The organism is Dactylosporangium aurantiacum (assembly GCF_000716715.1).
Lineage (GTDB): Bacteria > Actinomycetota > Actinomycetes > Mycobacteriales > Micromonosporaceae > Dactylosporangium > Dactylosporangium aurantiacum.
This window is the reverse complement of record NZ_JNYJ01000036.1, coordinates 67,437-82,862: the sequence shown is the minus strand read 5'-3', so window position 1 is coordinate 82,862 and position 15,426 is coordinate 67,437. Positions and strand designations below refer to the sequence as shown.

Genomic DNA, 15,426 nt, shown 5'->3' with positions numbered 1-15,426 from the left:
GCTCCGCTCGTGGGAGGGGCTATGGACAACCATGGTGAGCTCGTCTGGCGGACGAGCTCCAGAAGCAGCAGTGGAGCCTGCGTCGCGATCGCTGCCGACGGGGACCTCACGCACGTGCGCGACTCGAAGGATCCTGCCGGGCCGATGCTGAGCTTCCACCGTCAAGCATTCCGGGAATTCATCGCCGCGATCAAGGGCGACGCGCCGACGATCCTCCGGTCATAACGCGCCGGCGAGCTGCTCCAGCAGCGGCCGGGCGTCCACCCCGGACGCAACCATGTGCTGCACCGCCGCCCGGTGACGCCGGGCGACCTCGGGATCGGCGCCGACAATGTAGTCGGCGTGCGCCCCCTCGAAGAAGACCGCCGCGTCACCGCTGGCCGGCTCGTGCACCTCGAACGACCCGCCGAGCCCCGCATGAGCCCCGTAGCCGAACGGGATGACCGCCAGGTGCACGGTGTCGAACTTGGCCACTGCCGCGAGATACGCCAACTGCTCCCGCATCACGTCGGGACCGCCCACCGTCCGGCGGACCACGCCCTCGTCGATGGCGACCCAGATCTCCGGCGGGTTCGGGCCCTGCAGCCGCTGGTGGAACGCCTCGACCCGGCCGGCCCGGACTTCCACCCGCTCCGCCAGCTCGACGCTGTCAGGCTCCAGGCCGGCGACGCGGCCGATCATCTCCTTCGCGTAGCCGGGCACCTGCAGCAGCCCTGGGACGAACAGCGGCTGGTTGAGAAAGATCCGCACGGCCTCCCGCTCCAGCTGCATGAGCTGGAGAAACGCCGCCGGATCCCGCACGTCGTGCGGCCTCGTCGCATCCGCGGTGTCCGCCATGACCACGCTCCTCATCTCGCCAGACTAAGACGACGCCGCCATCTGCCGTCAGCTTTCTGCAAAACGCAGAGAAGACAACGCACCTTGGCACAGGCAGTCCGCCACGTCCAGTCTCGTCGCCGATCCGGTATGGACCCTTCGCCCGATGGGGGCGAACAGGCCCGGTCGCCACCGCATGTTCTCTCTCCGCACCCCGCCTCGAACGTGGTCGTTGTTGCGTCGCTCCACCTGATCGGCTCGTACCGCCGGCCACTACGCCCGGCGCGCCCCGCGCCGTCGGAGATCGGCCGGTCGTGGCGGCAGGTCGTGGCGTGGCGAAGTGCTGTTGACGGAACTTGACAGAATCCGACGCGCCGCCCGATCTTGGGGAACGGGCGGCGCGCCCGCTGTCAAGCGCCCCACCAGCGGAAACTGAGCGAGCGTTCAGGTTATGGGAGAACGCGCAAAGCTCACCAACACCCGATAGGCCGCGCAACGATTTGTCGCGTTCACGTTCGGCCGGTGTCAAGTGCGAGAAAAACGTGGCCCAGAGTCCAACGGAACTTGACATCGGAACAATTGCTGTGCCCTCGGTCCGGCGTCGACGATGGACGTAATCAAGGAGGTCCGATGACCATCAATGCCGAAGTTGTGAGGTCCCACCGGGGTAGAGGGCGGCTCTATTTCTACCGAAGCCAGTACGTCACCGTCACCAGGTACGGTATCGAGACCGACGATGGTCTGTTCCTGTTCCGTGACCTGTCCCAGATTCACCGGGCGCACCTGGACGCCCACCCCGCCCGGCGCATGGCGACCATCTTCGGCGCCATCGAGATGCTGCTGGCGCTGCCTTTCGCGGTCCTGTACGGCTCGATCGCGGTGCTCTGCGCCGGCATCGTGCTCGGGGTCGTATTCGGGATCGCGCACGTCGTCGACAGCCGCAACAACCCGCGCTGGATGGCGCTGCAGGCGGTGTATTTCGGCGAGCAGATCACGCTGTTCCAGTCGTGCGACCGGCAGGAATTCGAGCAGGTGCGCCGCGCGGTCATCCGGGCCGTCGAGGCGAACCGGCCGCGGTTCTAAATGAAGTAATGTCCCGCGGCCAGGTCCTCCAGCAGCGTCGGACGGGTCGGGGTCCAACCCAACTCCTTCCGCGTGAGGGCGCTGGAAGCGGGGATGTCGGCCGCGAAGAGGCGGCCGATCCAGCCGAAGTCGTCCACGGGCGCCGCAGCGACCGGCACCCCCAGCCCGTGGCCGATGGCAGCGGCGATCTCCCGCGCCGGCACCCCTTCCTCGGCGACCGCGTGGACGGCAGCGCCGGCCGGTGCGTGGTCGAGCGCGAGGCGTACCAGAGCGGCGGCATCGGCCCGGTGCACCGCGGGCCAGCGGTTGGCGCCGTCGCCGACGAACCCCGAGACCCCGCGCTCGCGGGCGATGCGAACCAGCTCGGCGATGAAGCCGTGATCACCGGCGCCGTGGACGGTCGGAGCGAAGCGGAGGCTGACCGTCCGCACGCCGCGGTTCGTGTACTGCGACGCGAGTTCCTCGGCGCCGCCGCGGGGCGCATCCGGGCCGCGCATCGGGTGCTCGTCGAGCTCGGTGGCGACGCGCCCCGGGGTGAGCAGCGCGACGCCGGACGCGAACAGGAACGCCTTGCCTTCCAGGACGTCGCACATCGTGGTGACTGCGGCGCGTTCGGTCCGGCCGGCCCCGGCGTAGTCGGTGAAGTCGTGCTTGAACGCCAGGTGGACGACCGCGTCGGCATGTTCTGCGCCGGTACGGAGGCTGTCCAGGTCATCCAGGCTGCCGCGGAGCACCTCGGCGCCGGCGGCGGTGACCGCGGCGGCCGAGGCGTCGGTGCGGGCGAGCCCCACGACCTGGTGACCGGCCGCGATGAGCTCGGGGAGGACCGCCGAGCCGATCCAGCCGGAGGCTCCGGTGACGAAGACGCGCATGGTGGTTCCTTCCAGTGATGTCAGCTTCTGTCATCACCATAGCGCGTGATGTCAGGGACTGTCATCACTAGACTCGTGGCTCATGGGACGCTGGGAGCCGGACGCCAAGGGCCGACTCGTGGTCGCGGCGCTGGAGCTGTACACCAGCCGCGGCTACGAGCAGACGACCGTCGCCGACATCGCCCAGCGCGCCGGCGTCACCGAGCGCACCTTCTTCCGGCACTTCGCCGACAAGCGCGAGGTGCTTTTCGACGGCTCCTCCGCGCTGCAGGACCTCGTCGTTGCCGCGATCACCGACGCGCCTATTGAGATGCCGCCACTCGACGTGGTGGGAGCGGCGATGGAGCGGGCGGCGGAGCTGCTGGAGCAGCGCCGCCCGTTCGCCCAGCAGCGGGCTCTGGCGATCGCCGCGAACCCCAGCCTGCAGGAGCGTGAGCTGCTGAAACTCGCCGCGCTGGGCTCGGCGTCGGCCGCCGCGCTGCGAGGGCGCGGAGTGCCGGAGCCGGCCGCGAGCCTGGCCGCGGAGGCGGGGGTGGCGGTGTTCAAGGTCGCGTTCGAGCGGTGGATCGGCGACGAGCCGGACTTCGTCGCCTGCGTCCGGACCACCCTCAGCAGCCTCAAGACGCTGCTGTAGCGCGTCAGGAAGGACCGTTTGGACGCGCACCTAGTATGGGCCGGTGACTGAGCCGCAGCAGGGCTTCGCGATCGGTGTCGATCTCGGCACGTCGAACACCGTGGCCGTGGTGCGCTGGCCCGACGGGCGCACGCGGCCGCTGCTCGTCGACGGTGCGCCGATCATGCCGTCCGGGGTGTTCGTGGACGAGCACGGGCGGCTGCACGTCGGGCGGGACGCGGCGCGCCTGGCGGGGCTGGACCCGTCGCGGTTCGAGCCCAACCCGAAGCGCCGCATCGACGAGCCGACCGTGCTGCTCGGCGATCGGGAGATCGCGACCGTCGACCTGCTCGCCGCGATCCTCGCCGCCGTCGCGCGGGCCGCGGTGGAGGCCGTCGGGTTCCTGCCGGCCGCGGTGCTCACGTATCCGGCCGCGTGGGGGACCCGCCGGCGGGACGTGCTGGCCACCGCCGCCCGGCGGGCCGGCTGGCCGCCGGTCATGCTGGTCCCCGAGCCCGTCGCCGCCGCCCGCTACTTCGCCGATGTACTGCGCCGCCCCGTCCCCGTCGGCGCGGCGCTGGCCGTGTTCGACTTCGGCGGCGGCACCCTGGACATCGCGGTGGTGCGCAACGACAACGGGCGGTTCACCGTCATCGGGTCCGGCGGGGTCGAGGACCTCGGCGGCCTGGACATCGACGCCGCGCTCGTCGAGCACCTCGGGCAGCTGATCTCGACCACCGCGCCCGCGACCTGGGAGGCGATCCGCAACCCGGCGACCACGACCCAGCGCCGCGACCGGCGGCTGTTCTGGGACGACGTGCGCGGGGCGAAGGAGATGCTGTCGCGCACCACCGTCGCGCCGATCACCGTGCCCGGCGCCGACCAGGCCATCCACCTCACCCGCGAGGAGCTCGACCGGGTCGTCGGGCCGCTGATCCACCGGGCCGTGTGGGAGACCGGGTCCGTGATCGCGTCGGCCGGGCTGCGCGGCGACCAGCTCGCCGGGCTGTTCCTGGTCGGCGGGTCGTCCCGGCTGCCGCTCGCGTCGCGGCAGTTGCACGCCCAGTTGGGGATTCCGCCGACGGTACTGGAGCAGCCCGAGCTTCCCGTCGCCGAAGGGGCGCTGGCCGAACTGGCGCCCCCGGCACCGCCGCTGGCCGGGCATGACCTCACGTCGGCGACGGGCTACGGGGCGAGCCCGACGGGGTTCGTCGGCTCTCCGGCCGCGCCGCACGGTTCTCCCGCCGCGGCGCACGGTTCTCCGGCCGCGCCGGTCTCGCCCGGTTTCGGGGCCGCGCCGACGTCGGGCGGGTTCGGGGCTCCGCCGACCTCAGGCGGTTTCGGGCACACGTCCGGCGCCCCGACCAACAGCGGTTATCCGATGACGGCGGCCCAGGCCATCCCGCCCGGCCAATACGGCGCATCCGCTCCGCCCACCGCGCCGTTCCAGACCCCGACGCCGCCACCGACGCCGCCGCCCCGCCCGCGGTCCCGGCGCGGGCCGCTCGTCGCCGGCATCGCCGCCGTCGTCGTGCTCGCCCTCGTCGCCGGCGGCTACTTCTGGTTCTTCCGCGACCGCGACACGAAGGTCGACTTCGCCACGCTCAAGGCCGAGAAGACCTTCGAAATGGGGGACCCGGACACCATCAACTACCCGATCTCCGCCACCCTCAACGACCGCGCCGTCATCGGCTGGCGGGTCGACAAACAGTTCTTCGTCCAGGGCATCAACCTCGGCGACATGAAGACCGCGTGGCCGAAAATCACCATCGACCGCGACTACAGCAAGTGGGGCATCACGGCGTACCAGGACGGCATCGTCGTCACGGGCACCGGCTCGTCGCTCGGCAGCGTGTTCATCCTGGACTGGAAGAACGGCAAAATCGTCTGGCAGGGCACGTTCAGCGACTACGACATGCTGTATGCGACCGGTCCGGTGCTCGCCATCCACCGGTACGAGGGCAAGAAGACCGACGCGGTCACCTGGGCCGGCAAGAACGCGTGGACGCGCCCCGACAACGGCAAGGGCTCGGCCATCTACGGCCAGTCCAACAGCGCCGACCTTCGCGGTCCCGGCAACTACAACGGCGTGTCCATCAACCGCGACATGAAGGCCCGCGACGACCTCATCAGCATCGACGGCGATGACAAGATCCGGCTCATCAACGCCACCAACGGCACCGAGATCCGCAGCTGGAACAACGTCGGCGAATACGGCGCGGAGTACCTCGCGCACGACGACAAGCTCTTCGTCGCGGGCGGCAGCACCAAGTACACCGTCAACGCCTACGACCTCAGCAGCGCCGGCGAACCCAGCCAGATCTACAGCTTCGGCAACGACAAAGTGGAAATCGTCGACATGGCGCCGTGCGCGGACAACCGCCTGTGCCTGATCGACGGCAGCTACGGCGGCAAGGACAACACGGTCCGCGCCATTTCGGTCGCGGACAAACGCGAGGTGTGGAACGCGCCCGCCCCCGGCAGCACGATGCTCGTGCCGGTCGGCCGGCAGGTCCTGGCCACCGATCGGGACTCCCCGGCGAGCGTGCTGCTGTCGTACGAGGGCAAATCGCTGCTCAGAAACGAGGACCGGGACTCGTACGGGGTGCGGGTCGCGTCCGGCAGCCTGATGTTCTTCACCGGCACCTTGAGCGCGACGTCACCGGCGAACCTGACGCTGGTCGGGGTGTCGGCGGCGTCGGGGGAGCGGATCGCGCTCGGACCGTTGACGAAGACGATCGGGTTGAGCTGTTCCTGGAACGCGTCGCTGATCCTGTGCGCGAGCGAGGGCAAGTTCCAGGTGTGGCGGTTCGCCGCGGCATGATGCTCATGGAAAAGGCCCGGCGGGTTGTCCCGCCGGGCCTTTTTCGTTACTCAGCTCAGATGCGCAGGCCGGTCGCGGCGTTGAACGCGTGGTGCGTGTTCACGTGCGGGCGGACGTACACGATCTCGGTGAGGCGCGGCGTGCGGCGCGGGTCGGCCCGCACGACGAACCGCTCGTCCTGGCCCTCGAGCGCGACGGTGCCGTGCACGTACGCGTCGGAGCCGAGCTCCTCGACCAGGTCGACGGTGATCGGGATGCCGCCGTCGTTGGGGCCGACCAGGTCCGTGTCCTCGGGCCGGAACCCGACGGTCACCCGGTTGCCGCCGCCGTCGGACTGCGCCGCGACGATCTGCTCGCGGGTCAGCGGCAGCGTGACGTCACCGAAGCGGCCACCCTTGTCGCTCAGCGGCACCGTCTTGATGTTCATGGCCGGCGAACCCATGAAGCCGGCGACGAACACGTTGGCCGGGCGGTCGTACAGGGCGCGCGGGCTGTCGACCTGCTGCAGCACACCGTCGAGGAGCACCGCCACGCGGTGACCCATCGTCATGGCCTCGACCTGGTCGTGCGTGACGTACACGGTGGTGATGCCGAGCTTCGCCTGCAGCGTGGCGATCTGCGAACGGGTCTGCACACGCAGCTTCGCGTCGAGGTTCGACAGCGGCTCATCCATGAGGAAGACCTGCGGCTCACGCACGATGGCGCGACCCATGGCGACACGCTGCCGCTGACCACCGGACAGGGCCTTCGGCTTGCGGCCCAGGTAGTCCTCCAGCTGCAGCATCGCCGCGGCTTCCTTCACCCGCCGGTCGATGTCGTGCTTCGGCGTCTTGCGCAGCTTCAGGGCGAACGCCATGTTCTCGTACACCGTCATGTGCGGGTACAGCGCGTAGTTCTGGAACACCATCGCGATGTCCCGAGCCTTCGGCGGCAGGTGCGTGACGTTGCGGTCGTTGATCAGAATGTCGCCGGCGTCGACGTCCTCGAGACCGGCGAGCATGCGCAGCGACGTCGACTTGCCACAACCCGACGGCCCGACGAGGACGAGGAACTCGCCGTCACCGATCTCGAGGTTCAGCTGGTCGACCGCCGGGCGCGGGGTGCCCGGGTAGATCCGGGACGCTTTCGCGTACGTGACCGTAGCCATGACAGGGTGCCACCTTCCACCGGCAGGAACGTGCCGGACGATCCGAGTAGAAGCTTCTGGCCGCGGCGGTGCAGCCAGGAGTTGCGGTAACAGTAGGCTGCCTACGCTCAGTTGCCAAGGTCGGTCGCCGACTTTGCCCGGTTTTCGGCTGGGTCGGACCGGTCGGTGGGCAGGTATGTCGGAGGCGCGGCGCCGGGGCGGACCGGTAGGATCGTGAGCGCCGGCCGACGTGGCGCAATTGGTAGCGCACCCGACTTGTAATCGGAAGGTTGCGGGTTCAAGTCCCGCCGTCGGCTCTTCTCATACCCTCGCTGACCTGGCGTTTCAGATTGGACGCCGACGGACGAACGTCATCACCAACGTGCCCTTGCCCGAACTCCCGCACCAGCAGGTTGTATTCGTGCAGGTCGCGGACCTTCCCGCCAGCCCGCTTCACCGCATCGACCATGAGTCGGACGAGGGGTGGTCCTGAACGCGATCGCAAGCGGCACGACGCCGCACTGCGGTCTCGGGCGCTGGCGTTCGGGCCACCGCACACGCCCGCGACGAGCTCGCTGTCGTTGAGGGCTCGGCGCTATCCGTCGAGGGCTCGCCGCAGGTCTTTCATCAACAACAGCAGGTGCATCGGGTCAGTGGGGCTGGCCTCGAACTTGGCCAGGCGTAGGTAGAAGTCGCGGGCTGCTTCGGTCTCGCAATGGATGAGCACCGCCCGCATGCCGATGACCTCCGCGGCGCTGGCGACGCGGCGCAGCGCGTCGACCACCAGCGCTCGGCCCAGTCCTGCCCCTTGGGCTGCGAGATCGACGCCGAGCCGGGTCAGGATCACCACCGGCTGATGGTAGCGGCCGGCTCCCTGGCGCAGCCGTGGCGAGGCCTCGGCGGGGGCCACGCTGCCGGCCGCGAGGGCGTAGTAGCCGACCACTCGCCGATCGGTGTGGTCGTTGTCGCGTACAACGTAGACGCGGGACAGTCCCGCCCGATGGGCTTGCAGGGCGTGCTCGATGAGCCACACCGACTGGGCCTGCGAGCCGCAGTCGAATCCAGCCACCGAATGCCCGGCCGACAGCGGTTCCACCGGCGAGAAGCTGGAACTCACTGGGGTGTACCACCCTGCGGCGGGTCGAGCACCGTCGGGCCGGCCAAGAGTTCCTTGAGCCCGGCGATGTCCTGCGGCGGCCGTTGCAGTGCGTCGTCGAAGACCTGCCAGGCGTCCTGGGCCAGAACGAATACTCGGCGGTCGGCAAGTACGTCGGCCGCTGCCTCAGTTGCCGCCTTCAGCACGAAGGTCGACACGGTGTCACCGGCGGCTCGGCTGGCCGCCTCCAGCATCGCCTTCTGCTCAGCGTCCAACCGCAGATGCAGCCGGTCCCCTTTGGCGCTCACCGCCTCATCGTACGCACAATGTACGCCATCGCCAAGGTGAATGATGGACAGTTCCGGGCGCGTGACGCCAGGCGGATGCTGCCCGGGGTGGTGCCGTCCGTGGCGTCGGCGACGTAGCGTTGGCCCGGGTATTGCTGTTGTCGGCTCTCTTGCGTTGACGTACGCCAGAGGAGGATGCCATGCCCTTGGACAAGATGATGGAGTCCGCCAAGCGTGGCCTGGCGACGAGCCGGGCCCGGATTGATGAGACGAAAGCTCGACGGCAGCGCGAAAAGCTGCTGTACGAGCTCGGCAAGGCCAGCTACGCCGAACACACCGGCCATGCGACTCGGGAGGCCGTGGCCAGTAAGCTCCGCGCGCTGGATGATCATGAGCAGACCGTTCGCGTGAAGCAGGGGCGGCAGGCGAGAGACATCATGCACCCGGGAGCCGAGTGCATCGGCGAGGGCGAGACCGCCGCGGACGCCGCGCGGAAGATGCGCGAGCTCGGCGTCGGCTCCCTGCCGATCTGCGGCACGGACGACCGGCTGCACGGCATCATCACCGACCGAGACATCGTCGTGCGGTGCATCGCTGGGGGGGCGGGACCCCGCCCACGTCAGTGTGCGCGACCTGACCGGGGGCGATCTGGTCTGGGTCGACGCCGACGCCGGTGTCGACGAGGTGCTGCATCAGATGGAGGACCGCCAGGTCAAGCGGCTGCCGGTCATCGAGAACCACCGTCTGGTCGGCATGATCAGCGAGGCCGACCTGGCGCGCAACCTTGACGAACGCCGGCTGGCCGAGTTCGTCGGAAAGGTCTACGCGACGTCTTCTTGAACCGGCAGGGGTGGCCCCCGGCGGGTGCTACCCCTGCGCCTACGGGCTGAGTGGCCCAGACGTCGCCGTGGCCGGCAGGTTCGCTGCGAACTGGTCGGTCGGGGTGAGGACCGCCGCGTACCCGCTGTCGGTGAGCGTGCCCTCCTTGTGCAGCTGGTCGAGCCGGGCGCGCAGACCGGCCAGCTCCGCTGCGGCGCTGTCGTTGTCGCCGCGCGCGAGTTGGCTGGCGAGGTTGTCAAACCGTCGGTTCAGCTCACGCGCGGTTTCGCGGCCCAGGCCGCCGTCACCGGCCTGGGCCCGCACGGCGGCGCGAGCCGCGGCCAGCGTCGCCTTGACCGGGTCGCTCGGTGACTCGGTCGGTGAGTCGGTCGGCGTTGGGCTCGGGGTTTCGGTCGGCGGGTCACTCGGCGCCGTGCTCGGGGTCTCCACGGACGGCGTATCCGCGGACGGCAGGGAGTGGGTCGTGTCCGCGGAGGTGGGCGCTGCGGCCGGGTGGCCGGATCGGTCCGGGAGGGCACCGAGCGCGAACACGGCGACGGCCGCGGCACCGAGCGCCGTCATGGCGATCCCGGTCGAACGACCCCGCCGCCGGGCAGCCGGTGCGGGTGGCTCGCCGAGCGCGGGCAGGCTTTGCGTTGCCGGCCGCACCGGGGCGCGGCCGCGGATCGGCGCCCCGCCTCCAAGCGCAGCCGGTCCAGCGGTACCGGCGAACACAGCCGTTCCGGTCCCGCCGGCGGCACCGGTCAGAGCTGCGCGGACCTGCACCGCACTCGCCGGCCGGTCCCCAGCGCGCTTGGCCAGCAGCGCACCGACCAGCCCGGCGAGCCGCGGCGGCAGGCCGGGCCGCAGAGCCGTCACCGGTACCGCTGCCTGATGTACCTGCTGCCAGGCGATCTGCACCGGCGAGCCTTCGGTGAACGGCGGACGGCCGGTGAGCATCGCGTACAGCACACAACCCAGCGCATAGAGGTCGGTCCGGGCGTCGACGGGCTCGCCGAGGACCTGCTCCGGCGCCATGTACGAGCTGGTGCCGACCACGGTGGCGGGTGCGGTCAGCGCTGCCTGCGCCCGGTCGGCGCTGCGGGCGATGCCGAAATCGCAGACCTTCACCCTGCCCTCGTCACCGATGAGGATGTTGGCCGGCTTCACATCCCGATGTACCACTCCGGCGTCGTGCGCGGCCGCCAAGGCGTCGCACACCTGCTCGGCGATCCGCACCGCACGCCGCGGATCCAGCGGGCCCGCGGCCAGCTCGTCAGCGAGGCTGTGCCCCTGGATCAGCTCCATCACGAGGTACGGCTTACCGTCGTCCACCCCGACGTCGTACACGGCCACGATGCTGGGGTGCGCCAGCCGCGCAGCGGTGTGCGCCTCGCGCTCGAACCGCTCCGGTATCGACGGGTCCGCGCTGCCCTGGTCGTGCAGCATCTTCACAGCCACGCGCCGGCCCAGCCGCCCGTCGACGGCCAGCCACACGTCGGCCATACCACCGCGGCCGATGACCGATCGCAGCTCGTACCGGCCGTTCAACAGACGCCCCACCATGATGCTCAACCTTGACACAAGCGTCCGAATCACCTCATAGGGGCGTCACAACGCGTCACAGTGGCCAGCCGCCCGGCGTCGTCCCGCCTTACCCGGACAGCCTGGTGGCCACGGACTCGCCGCCGCTGATCGGCATGGGTTCGACTGAGCGGGCAGTTACGCCGCTCAGGCGTCCTCCAGGTCCTCCGGGAGCAGGGTGGTCAGCGCCTCCGGTCCATGTTGGCGGTGCCGCGCAGTCGCATCGCTAGATTTGGCTTCCGGGAATGCGTCTCGCAGGGATGACCAGCTGTAATCGGAAGATTGGGTTCAAGTCCGGCGTCGGCTTTCCCGCAATGCGACGGTGGACTGCGGATGACCTGTATGACATCGTGGATCAATGTCACGCATCGTGACCTTGCCGCCCGTGGGCAGGTTGCTTGCGGTCACCGACCTGCACGGCAACCTCGCTGACTTCCACGCGATCGCGGCCCGCTTCAAGTCCCTCGTCGCTGTTCCAGGTCCTCCGCCGCATCTGCTGTTCTGCGGCGATCTCGTGCATGGCCCGGCGATCGCCCTTACGGCATGGCCCGAGCATCTCGGCGACTTCTATGTCGACCAGACCCCGCGGCTGCTTTCCGAAGCCCGGCAGCTCGCGACGGCCTTTCCGGGCCAGATCCATTTCCTGCTCGGCAACCACGAGCACGCCCACCTGGGCGGCCCCCAACTGTCCAAGTTCCATCCCGACGAGGCGGCCTACCTGGAGGGCCAGTACGCCGCGGGCGATTTCGACGCTATCCGGCAGTGGATGGCGGGCTGGCTGCTCGCGGTCGTCGCGCCGGCCGCGGGTATCGCCTTCACCCACGCCGCGCCGCACGCGCAGATCTCCGGCCCTGGTGACCTCGACAACCTGAAGCTGGCCGGGTACGAGTCGGTGCCGCTGGTCGACATGTCCTCGACTGGGCCACTCGGGGCGCTGCTGTGGGCCCGCACCACTTCCGCCGAGCGAGCCTTCGCCTTCCTCCGCGCGCTGGATCCCGGGTGCAGGGTGGCCGTCTTCGGCCACGACATCGTGCGCGAGGGACACCTGATCGAGCACGAGCCGCTGCTGTGCGTCTCCAGCAGCTTCGGCTGCTACAACGGCGACAAGGTGTACCTGGAGTGGGACCTGGCCCGGCCGGCGGGCAGCGCTGCCGAGGTAGCCCGCGCCGGCCTGCGGCCGCTGTACCCCGACGCCCGGCCTGTGCATCGCACCTGAATGGGTCCGAGCAGGCGGCGGGGGCATCGGAAGAATTGCCAGTGCGCTATAACGTTTTGGTGACCGCCGCCCAGGACACAGACACTCGGCTCCGCCTCGCCATGTTCGCCCATCTGGACCGGCTTGGCGCCAAGTATCCGGACGGCATCCCTTCGGCAGTTATCAACGACTTCATTTTCGACGGCGTCCAGACGCGGCTGATCGTTCAGCCAGGCATTAGGAAGCCTGCGCAGTTGTCGGCCGCCCTCACGATTCGAACCGCCTACACACCGCCCGGCGCAGCGGCACCGTACGACGATCAGTTCGGCCCGGACGGCAGACTGCGGTACAAGTGGCGAGGCACGGACCCGGCGCACGCTGATAACCGCGCGTTGCGCGAAGCTATGGTCCGCCGGTCGCCGCTCGCCTACTTTGTGCCCGTCTCCAAGGGCGTCTACCAGGCGATTTACCCCGTCTTCCTGGTTGAAGAGGATCCCGAGGCGCACGAATTCGCCGTCGATCTCAACGAGAACACTGATGAGCCGCCGGAGCAGGAAGAGACGCCGCTGGAGCGAAGGTACGCCCGTCGGCTGACGTCGCAGCGACTGCATCAAATTATGTTCCGGCCCAAGGTGCTCCGTGCCTACGAGACGCGGTGCGCTCTATGTCGGCTCGGCCATGCGTCACTCCTCGACGCGGCGCACATCCTGCCCGATCATCATCAGCGCGGCGAGCCGATCGTGCCGAATGGGCTGACGATGTGCAAGATCCACCACGCGGCCTACGACGCGAACATTATCGGCATCCGCCCGGACCGCGTCGTCGAGGTGCGCGAGGACATCCTGGCCGAGGTCGACGGGCCCATGCTGCGGCATGGGCTGCAAGAAATGCACGGCACGACGCTGTTCCTGCCTCGGTCGCAACGGGATCGACCCGATCCCAGCAGACTTGAAGAGCGCTACGAACAGTTCCGTTCCGCCGCCTGAGTCGGGGTGATATCTCCAATCAAGCCGGGCCGAGGCGTCCGGGTAGGCCGCACTCGGCGAGCAGGCCGACCAACTCCTGCCCGGCGATGAGCTTCAAGGGTTTGTCGCGGGCGAACTCATGCGATCCCGGGCCGAAGCTCGACGTCGTCACCAGGATGCCTTTTGTCGCACCGTGATGTTGGACCACGCCGAACAATTCCCTGACCACGTTGGGTGAGACAGTTGCTCGATAGCGCTTCACCTGGATGACGATGAGTCCGCCAGTGATCGGGTCCGGGTCCTCTGCCAAGACGTCAACACCCTCATCGCCGGACCTGGCTGTGGTCTTGACGTCCAGCCCACGAGCGCGGAACAGCTGGGCGACGAGCTCCTCGAAGTCCACCGGATCCATCGCGTGCAGGTCGATGTCGTCGCCGTCGGAAGACACGTCGGAGACGCCGGCTACCGACTCGGGCCGGCGACCGGGGCGCACAGCGGTGAGTCGCTCGGGTCGCGCAGACACCTGGCCGCGCAGCGCGGTGAGGCAATCAACCGCGTTGACTCGGGTCAACTGCATGCCGTGCAGGTCGTTGCGGCCGATCGTCACCGTGACCAAACAGCAATCCACGTCCAGTCCAGAGGCCGGGTCCGACCCGCTGACATATCCGTTGAACGCGACCGAGTCGAGATAGCCGTGGACATCCGCGCGGAACGCGTCAGCGATGACACGGAGGCTGCTCTGGCATAGCACGTCGCGGTACAGCGATGCGCGTTGACCGGCCGGGAACGCGATTTCCTTGTACTCGTCGTTGCTTTTGACGTAGCGGATGCGAGTGACCTCGGGGATGACCGTGAAGGGCGGCAGCTGCCAATCCACGACCAGCTGGCGAGCATCCGCGTCCCACGCGGCCGTTACGTGGCGCGGAAACTGCGCCGGCCAGCCCTGCCCGGCGTACAGCACTCCGGCGAAATATTCGGCGATAGCGTCCGGATGTCCGGCCTGCATCCGCTGTGCCAAGGCGTCGATGTGCGCGTTGTGCGTTGCCGCTCGCTGTGTCTGCTCCTGCACCCAAGCAAAGTGTTGTTGACGCAGCTCTTCCAGCCGTCGAACGCGCTCAGTCTCCGCGGCCTGGGCGAGATGCCAATCGTGCTCGAATCGGCTTCGGGCGCGAGCGGCGTCTTCGTCATGGCGGCGTCGAGCGGCTGGATTTAACGCTTGCAACGCCGGCAGTGGCGGCACCTGATACCGCGCGGAATCAGGCATCCGAATTGGCGTCGCGAGCGGTCCCGGCGTGAACGGCACGGTTGGTGGCGCGACCCGCAAGTTGGCAAGCTGCACAGGCGGCGCCGCGGCGCCCGCCGCCAGGATCGTTTGCAGGACGCCGACCCGACGCTCAAGGTCTGCAGTGTGGCGGGCGGCCTCGGTTTCCCGGGCGCTCTGGTAGGCGGCCATCGCTGCCTTGTTCGCGCCCGCGGCGGCGCGTTGAGCGGCCCGCTGCGCTTTCTCGTGCTGACGCTGCGCCGCTTCCCACGCACGCAGCTGCGCCAGTTGTTGGCGTTGATTTCGTCGGTGCGCTTCGACGAGCAGGCTCAGTGCACCACCACTGTGTCGTCGCGCCATCGACCGGTCCCTCCCAACGAACGTACAAGCCGCTGTTCGCCGACCCTAAAGATGTATTCCGATTGCTGGTAACGGCCGGTGAGCTCATGTCACCGCCTGTTCGGTCAGCTGATCAGCTTCGTTCGTCGAGGATGTCGAGGATGGTGGGGTGCTCGCGCAGGAGTTCGGCGAGGCGGGCGGCGGTTGATGCGGCGGGCGTGGGTGGGCCGTCGTGGTCGAGCGTGACCTGCACCCCGCTGCCGGTGTGTGTAACGCGGAGGTGCCACGCCGGGCCGGCGGGCTCCGACGCCACGACGGCGAGGGACAGGGACGGGTGGCGGGCGACGAGGTCCCGGATGGTGCGGACTACGTCATCGATGACCGGTGCCGACCCCGCCGCCGGGACCGGCGCAGACCCCTGCACCGGCGTAGAAGGTGGCGGCGGCGGAACGGCGGCCGGATGGCTGTCGGCGACGCGGCGGCGCAGTTCGTCCCACCGGGCCAGGCGGGCGAGGGCGTCATCAGGCGGACGGGGTGCCATGGCGG

General features: G+C 69.2%; 16 protein-coding genes, 1 tRNA gene and 1 pseudogene. 9 read left to right on the top strand and 9 right to left on the bottom strand.

All coding sequences use genetic code 11. From position 1 onward, the window contains the following. Positions 1 to 21: 21 nt before the first annotated feature. A complete protein-coding gene (locus OP18_RS33775; protein WP_033363168.1) occupies positions 22 to 225 on the top strand; it encodes a DUF397 domain-containing protein in 204 nt (67 codons plus the stop codon). Here the strand turns inward: OP18_RS33775 and OP18_RS53460 are convergent. Then, a complete protein-coding gene (locus tag OP18_RS53460) occupies positions 220 to 852 on the bottom strand; it encodes a DUF5753 domain-containing protein (protein WP_052387725.1) in 633 nt (210 codons plus the stop codon). The two genes, OP18_RS33775 and OP18_RS53460, sit on opposite strands and share 6 nt — an antisense overlap. Positions 853 to 1,446: 594 nt before the next feature. Between OP18_RS53460 and OP18_RS33765 the strand changes: the two genes are divergently transcribed. Beyond that, positions 1,447 to 1,899, top strand: coding sequence for a DUF6232 family protein (locus tag OP18_RS33765; RefSeq protein WP_156089985.1), 453 nt, complete (start codon positions 1,447 to 1,449; stop codon positions 1,897 to 1,899). Here OP18_RS33765 and OP18_RS33760 read toward each other — a convergent pair. After that, positions 1,896 to 2,771, bottom strand: coding sequence for an SDR family oxidoreductase (locus OP18_RS33760; RefSeq protein ID WP_033363166.1), 876 nt, complete (start codon positions 2,769 to 2,771; stop codon positions 1,896 to 1,898). The genes OP18_RS33765 and OP18_RS33760 overlap by 4 nt on opposite strands. Before the next feature lie 82 nt (positions 2,772 to 2,853). Here OP18_RS33760 and OP18_RS33755 point away from each other — a divergent pair, with 82 nt between their 5' ends. Beyond that, positions 2,854 to 3,405 (top strand): TetR/AcrR family transcriptional regulator, encoded by a 552-nt coding sequence (locus OP18_RS33755; protein ID WP_033363165.1) that lies wholly within the window; start codon positions 2,854 to 2,856, stop codon positions 3,403 to 3,405. 43 nt (positions 3,406 to 3,448) lie between these two features. Beyond that, a complete protein-coding gene (locus tag OP18_RS33750; protein WP_033363164.1) occupies positions 3,449 to 6,208 on the top strand; it encodes an Hsp70 family protein in 2,760 nt (919 codons plus the stop codon). A 55-nt stretch (positions 6,209 to 6,263) separates the two neighbouring features. Here the strand turns inward: OP18_RS33750 and OP18_RS33745 are convergent, their stop codons facing one another. After that, on the bottom strand, positions 6,264 to 7,355 hold the full coding sequence (locus OP18_RS33745) for an ABC transporter ATP-binding protein (RefSeq protein WP_033363163.1): 1,092 nt from the start codon (positions 7,353 to 7,355) through the stop codon (positions 6,264 to 6,266). 223 nt (positions 7,356 to 7,578) lie between these two features. Between OP18_RS33745 and OP18_RS33740 the strand changes: the two genes are divergently transcribed. Continuing rightward, positions 7,579 to 7,651 (top strand) — tRNA-Thr (locus OP18_RS33740). Here OP18_RS33740 and OP18_RS57850 read toward each other — a convergent pair. The 3 genes from OP18_RS57850 to OP18_RS33730 form a co-directional block, all read right to left on the bottom strand. Beyond that, entirely contained in the window at positions 7,633 to 7,803 is a 171-nt protein-coding gene (locus tag OP18_RS57850) for a hypothetical protein (RefSeq protein ID WP_156089984.1), read from the bottom strand. The two genes, OP18_RS33740 and OP18_RS57850, sit on opposite strands and share 19 nt — an antisense overlap. Before the next feature lie 126 nt (positions 7,804 to 7,929). Then, the gene (locus OP18_RS33735) at positions 7,930 to 8,430 is read right to left on the bottom strand and encodes a GNAT family N-acetyltransferase (RefSeq protein WP_245635611.1); all 501 of its coding nucleotides are present in this window, start codon (positions 8,428 to 8,430) and stop codon (positions 7,930 to 7,932) included. Between the two features lie 17 nt (positions 8,431 to 8,447). Further along, positions 8,448 to 8,738, bottom strand: coding sequence for a type II toxin-antitoxin system TacA family antitoxin (locus tag OP18_RS33730; protein ID WP_033363161.1), 291 nt, complete (start codon positions 8,736 to 8,738; stop codon positions 8,448 to 8,450). A 179-nt stretch (positions 8,739 to 8,917) separates the two neighbouring features. Here OP18_RS33730 and OP18_RS62355 point away from each other — a divergent pair. Next, positions 8,918 to 9,238 (top strand): annotated as a pseudogene (locus tag OP18_RS62355) (hypothetical protein); the annotation flags it as partial. Between the two features lie 103 nt (positions 9,239 to 9,341). Next, positions 9,342 to 9,557, top strand: a complete 216-nt coding sequence (locus OP18_RS62035; RefSeq protein WP_279327089.1) for a CBS domain-containing protein — start codon at positions 9,342 to 9,344, stop codon at positions 9,555 to 9,557. Between the two features lie 39 nt (positions 9,558 to 9,596). Here OP18_RS62035 and OP18_RS33720 read toward each other — a convergent pair whose 3' ends face one another. After that, entirely contained in the window at positions 9,597 to 11,102 is a 1,506-nt protein-coding gene (locus OP18_RS33720; protein ID WP_081971336.1) for a protein kinase domain-containing protein, read from the bottom strand. 376 nt (positions 11,103 to 11,478) lie between these two features. Here OP18_RS33720 and OP18_RS33715 point away from each other — a divergent pair, with 376 nt between their 5' ends. Both OP18_RS33715 and OP18_RS33710 read left to right on the top strand, forming a co-directional pair. Further along, a complete protein-coding gene (locus OP18_RS33715) occupies positions 11,479 to 12,336 on the top strand; it encodes a metallophosphoesterase (protein WP_052387723.1) in 858 nt (285 codons plus the stop codon). Between the two features lie 59 nt (positions 12,337 to 12,395). After that, on the top strand, positions 12,396 to 13,301 hold the full coding sequence (locus OP18_RS33710) for an HNH endonuclease (protein ID WP_211273756.1): 906 nt from the start codon (positions 12,396 to 12,398) through the stop codon (positions 13,299 to 13,301). A 19-nt stretch (positions 13,302 to 13,320) separates the two neighbouring features. Here the strand turns inward: OP18_RS33710 and OP18_RS53455 are convergent, their stop codons facing one another. Together OP18_RS53455 and OP18_RS33700 are read right to left on the bottom strand one after the other, a co-directional pair. Beyond that, positions 13,321 to 14,901 carry a restriction endonuclease gene (locus tag OP18_RS53455; RefSeq protein ID WP_081971335.1) on the bottom strand — a complete coding sequence of 527 codons (1,581 nt, stop codon included), beginning with the start codon at positions 14,899 to 14,901 and terminating at the stop codon, positions 13,321 to 13,323. A 112-nt stretch (positions 14,902 to 15,013) separates the two neighbouring features. Next, on the bottom strand, positions 15,014 to 15,421 hold the full coding sequence (locus OP18_RS33700) for a hypothetical protein (protein ID WP_156089983.1): 408 nt from the start codon (positions 15,419 to 15,421) through the stop codon (positions 15,014 to 15,016). Positions 15,422 to 15,426 lie beyond the last annotated feature (5 nt).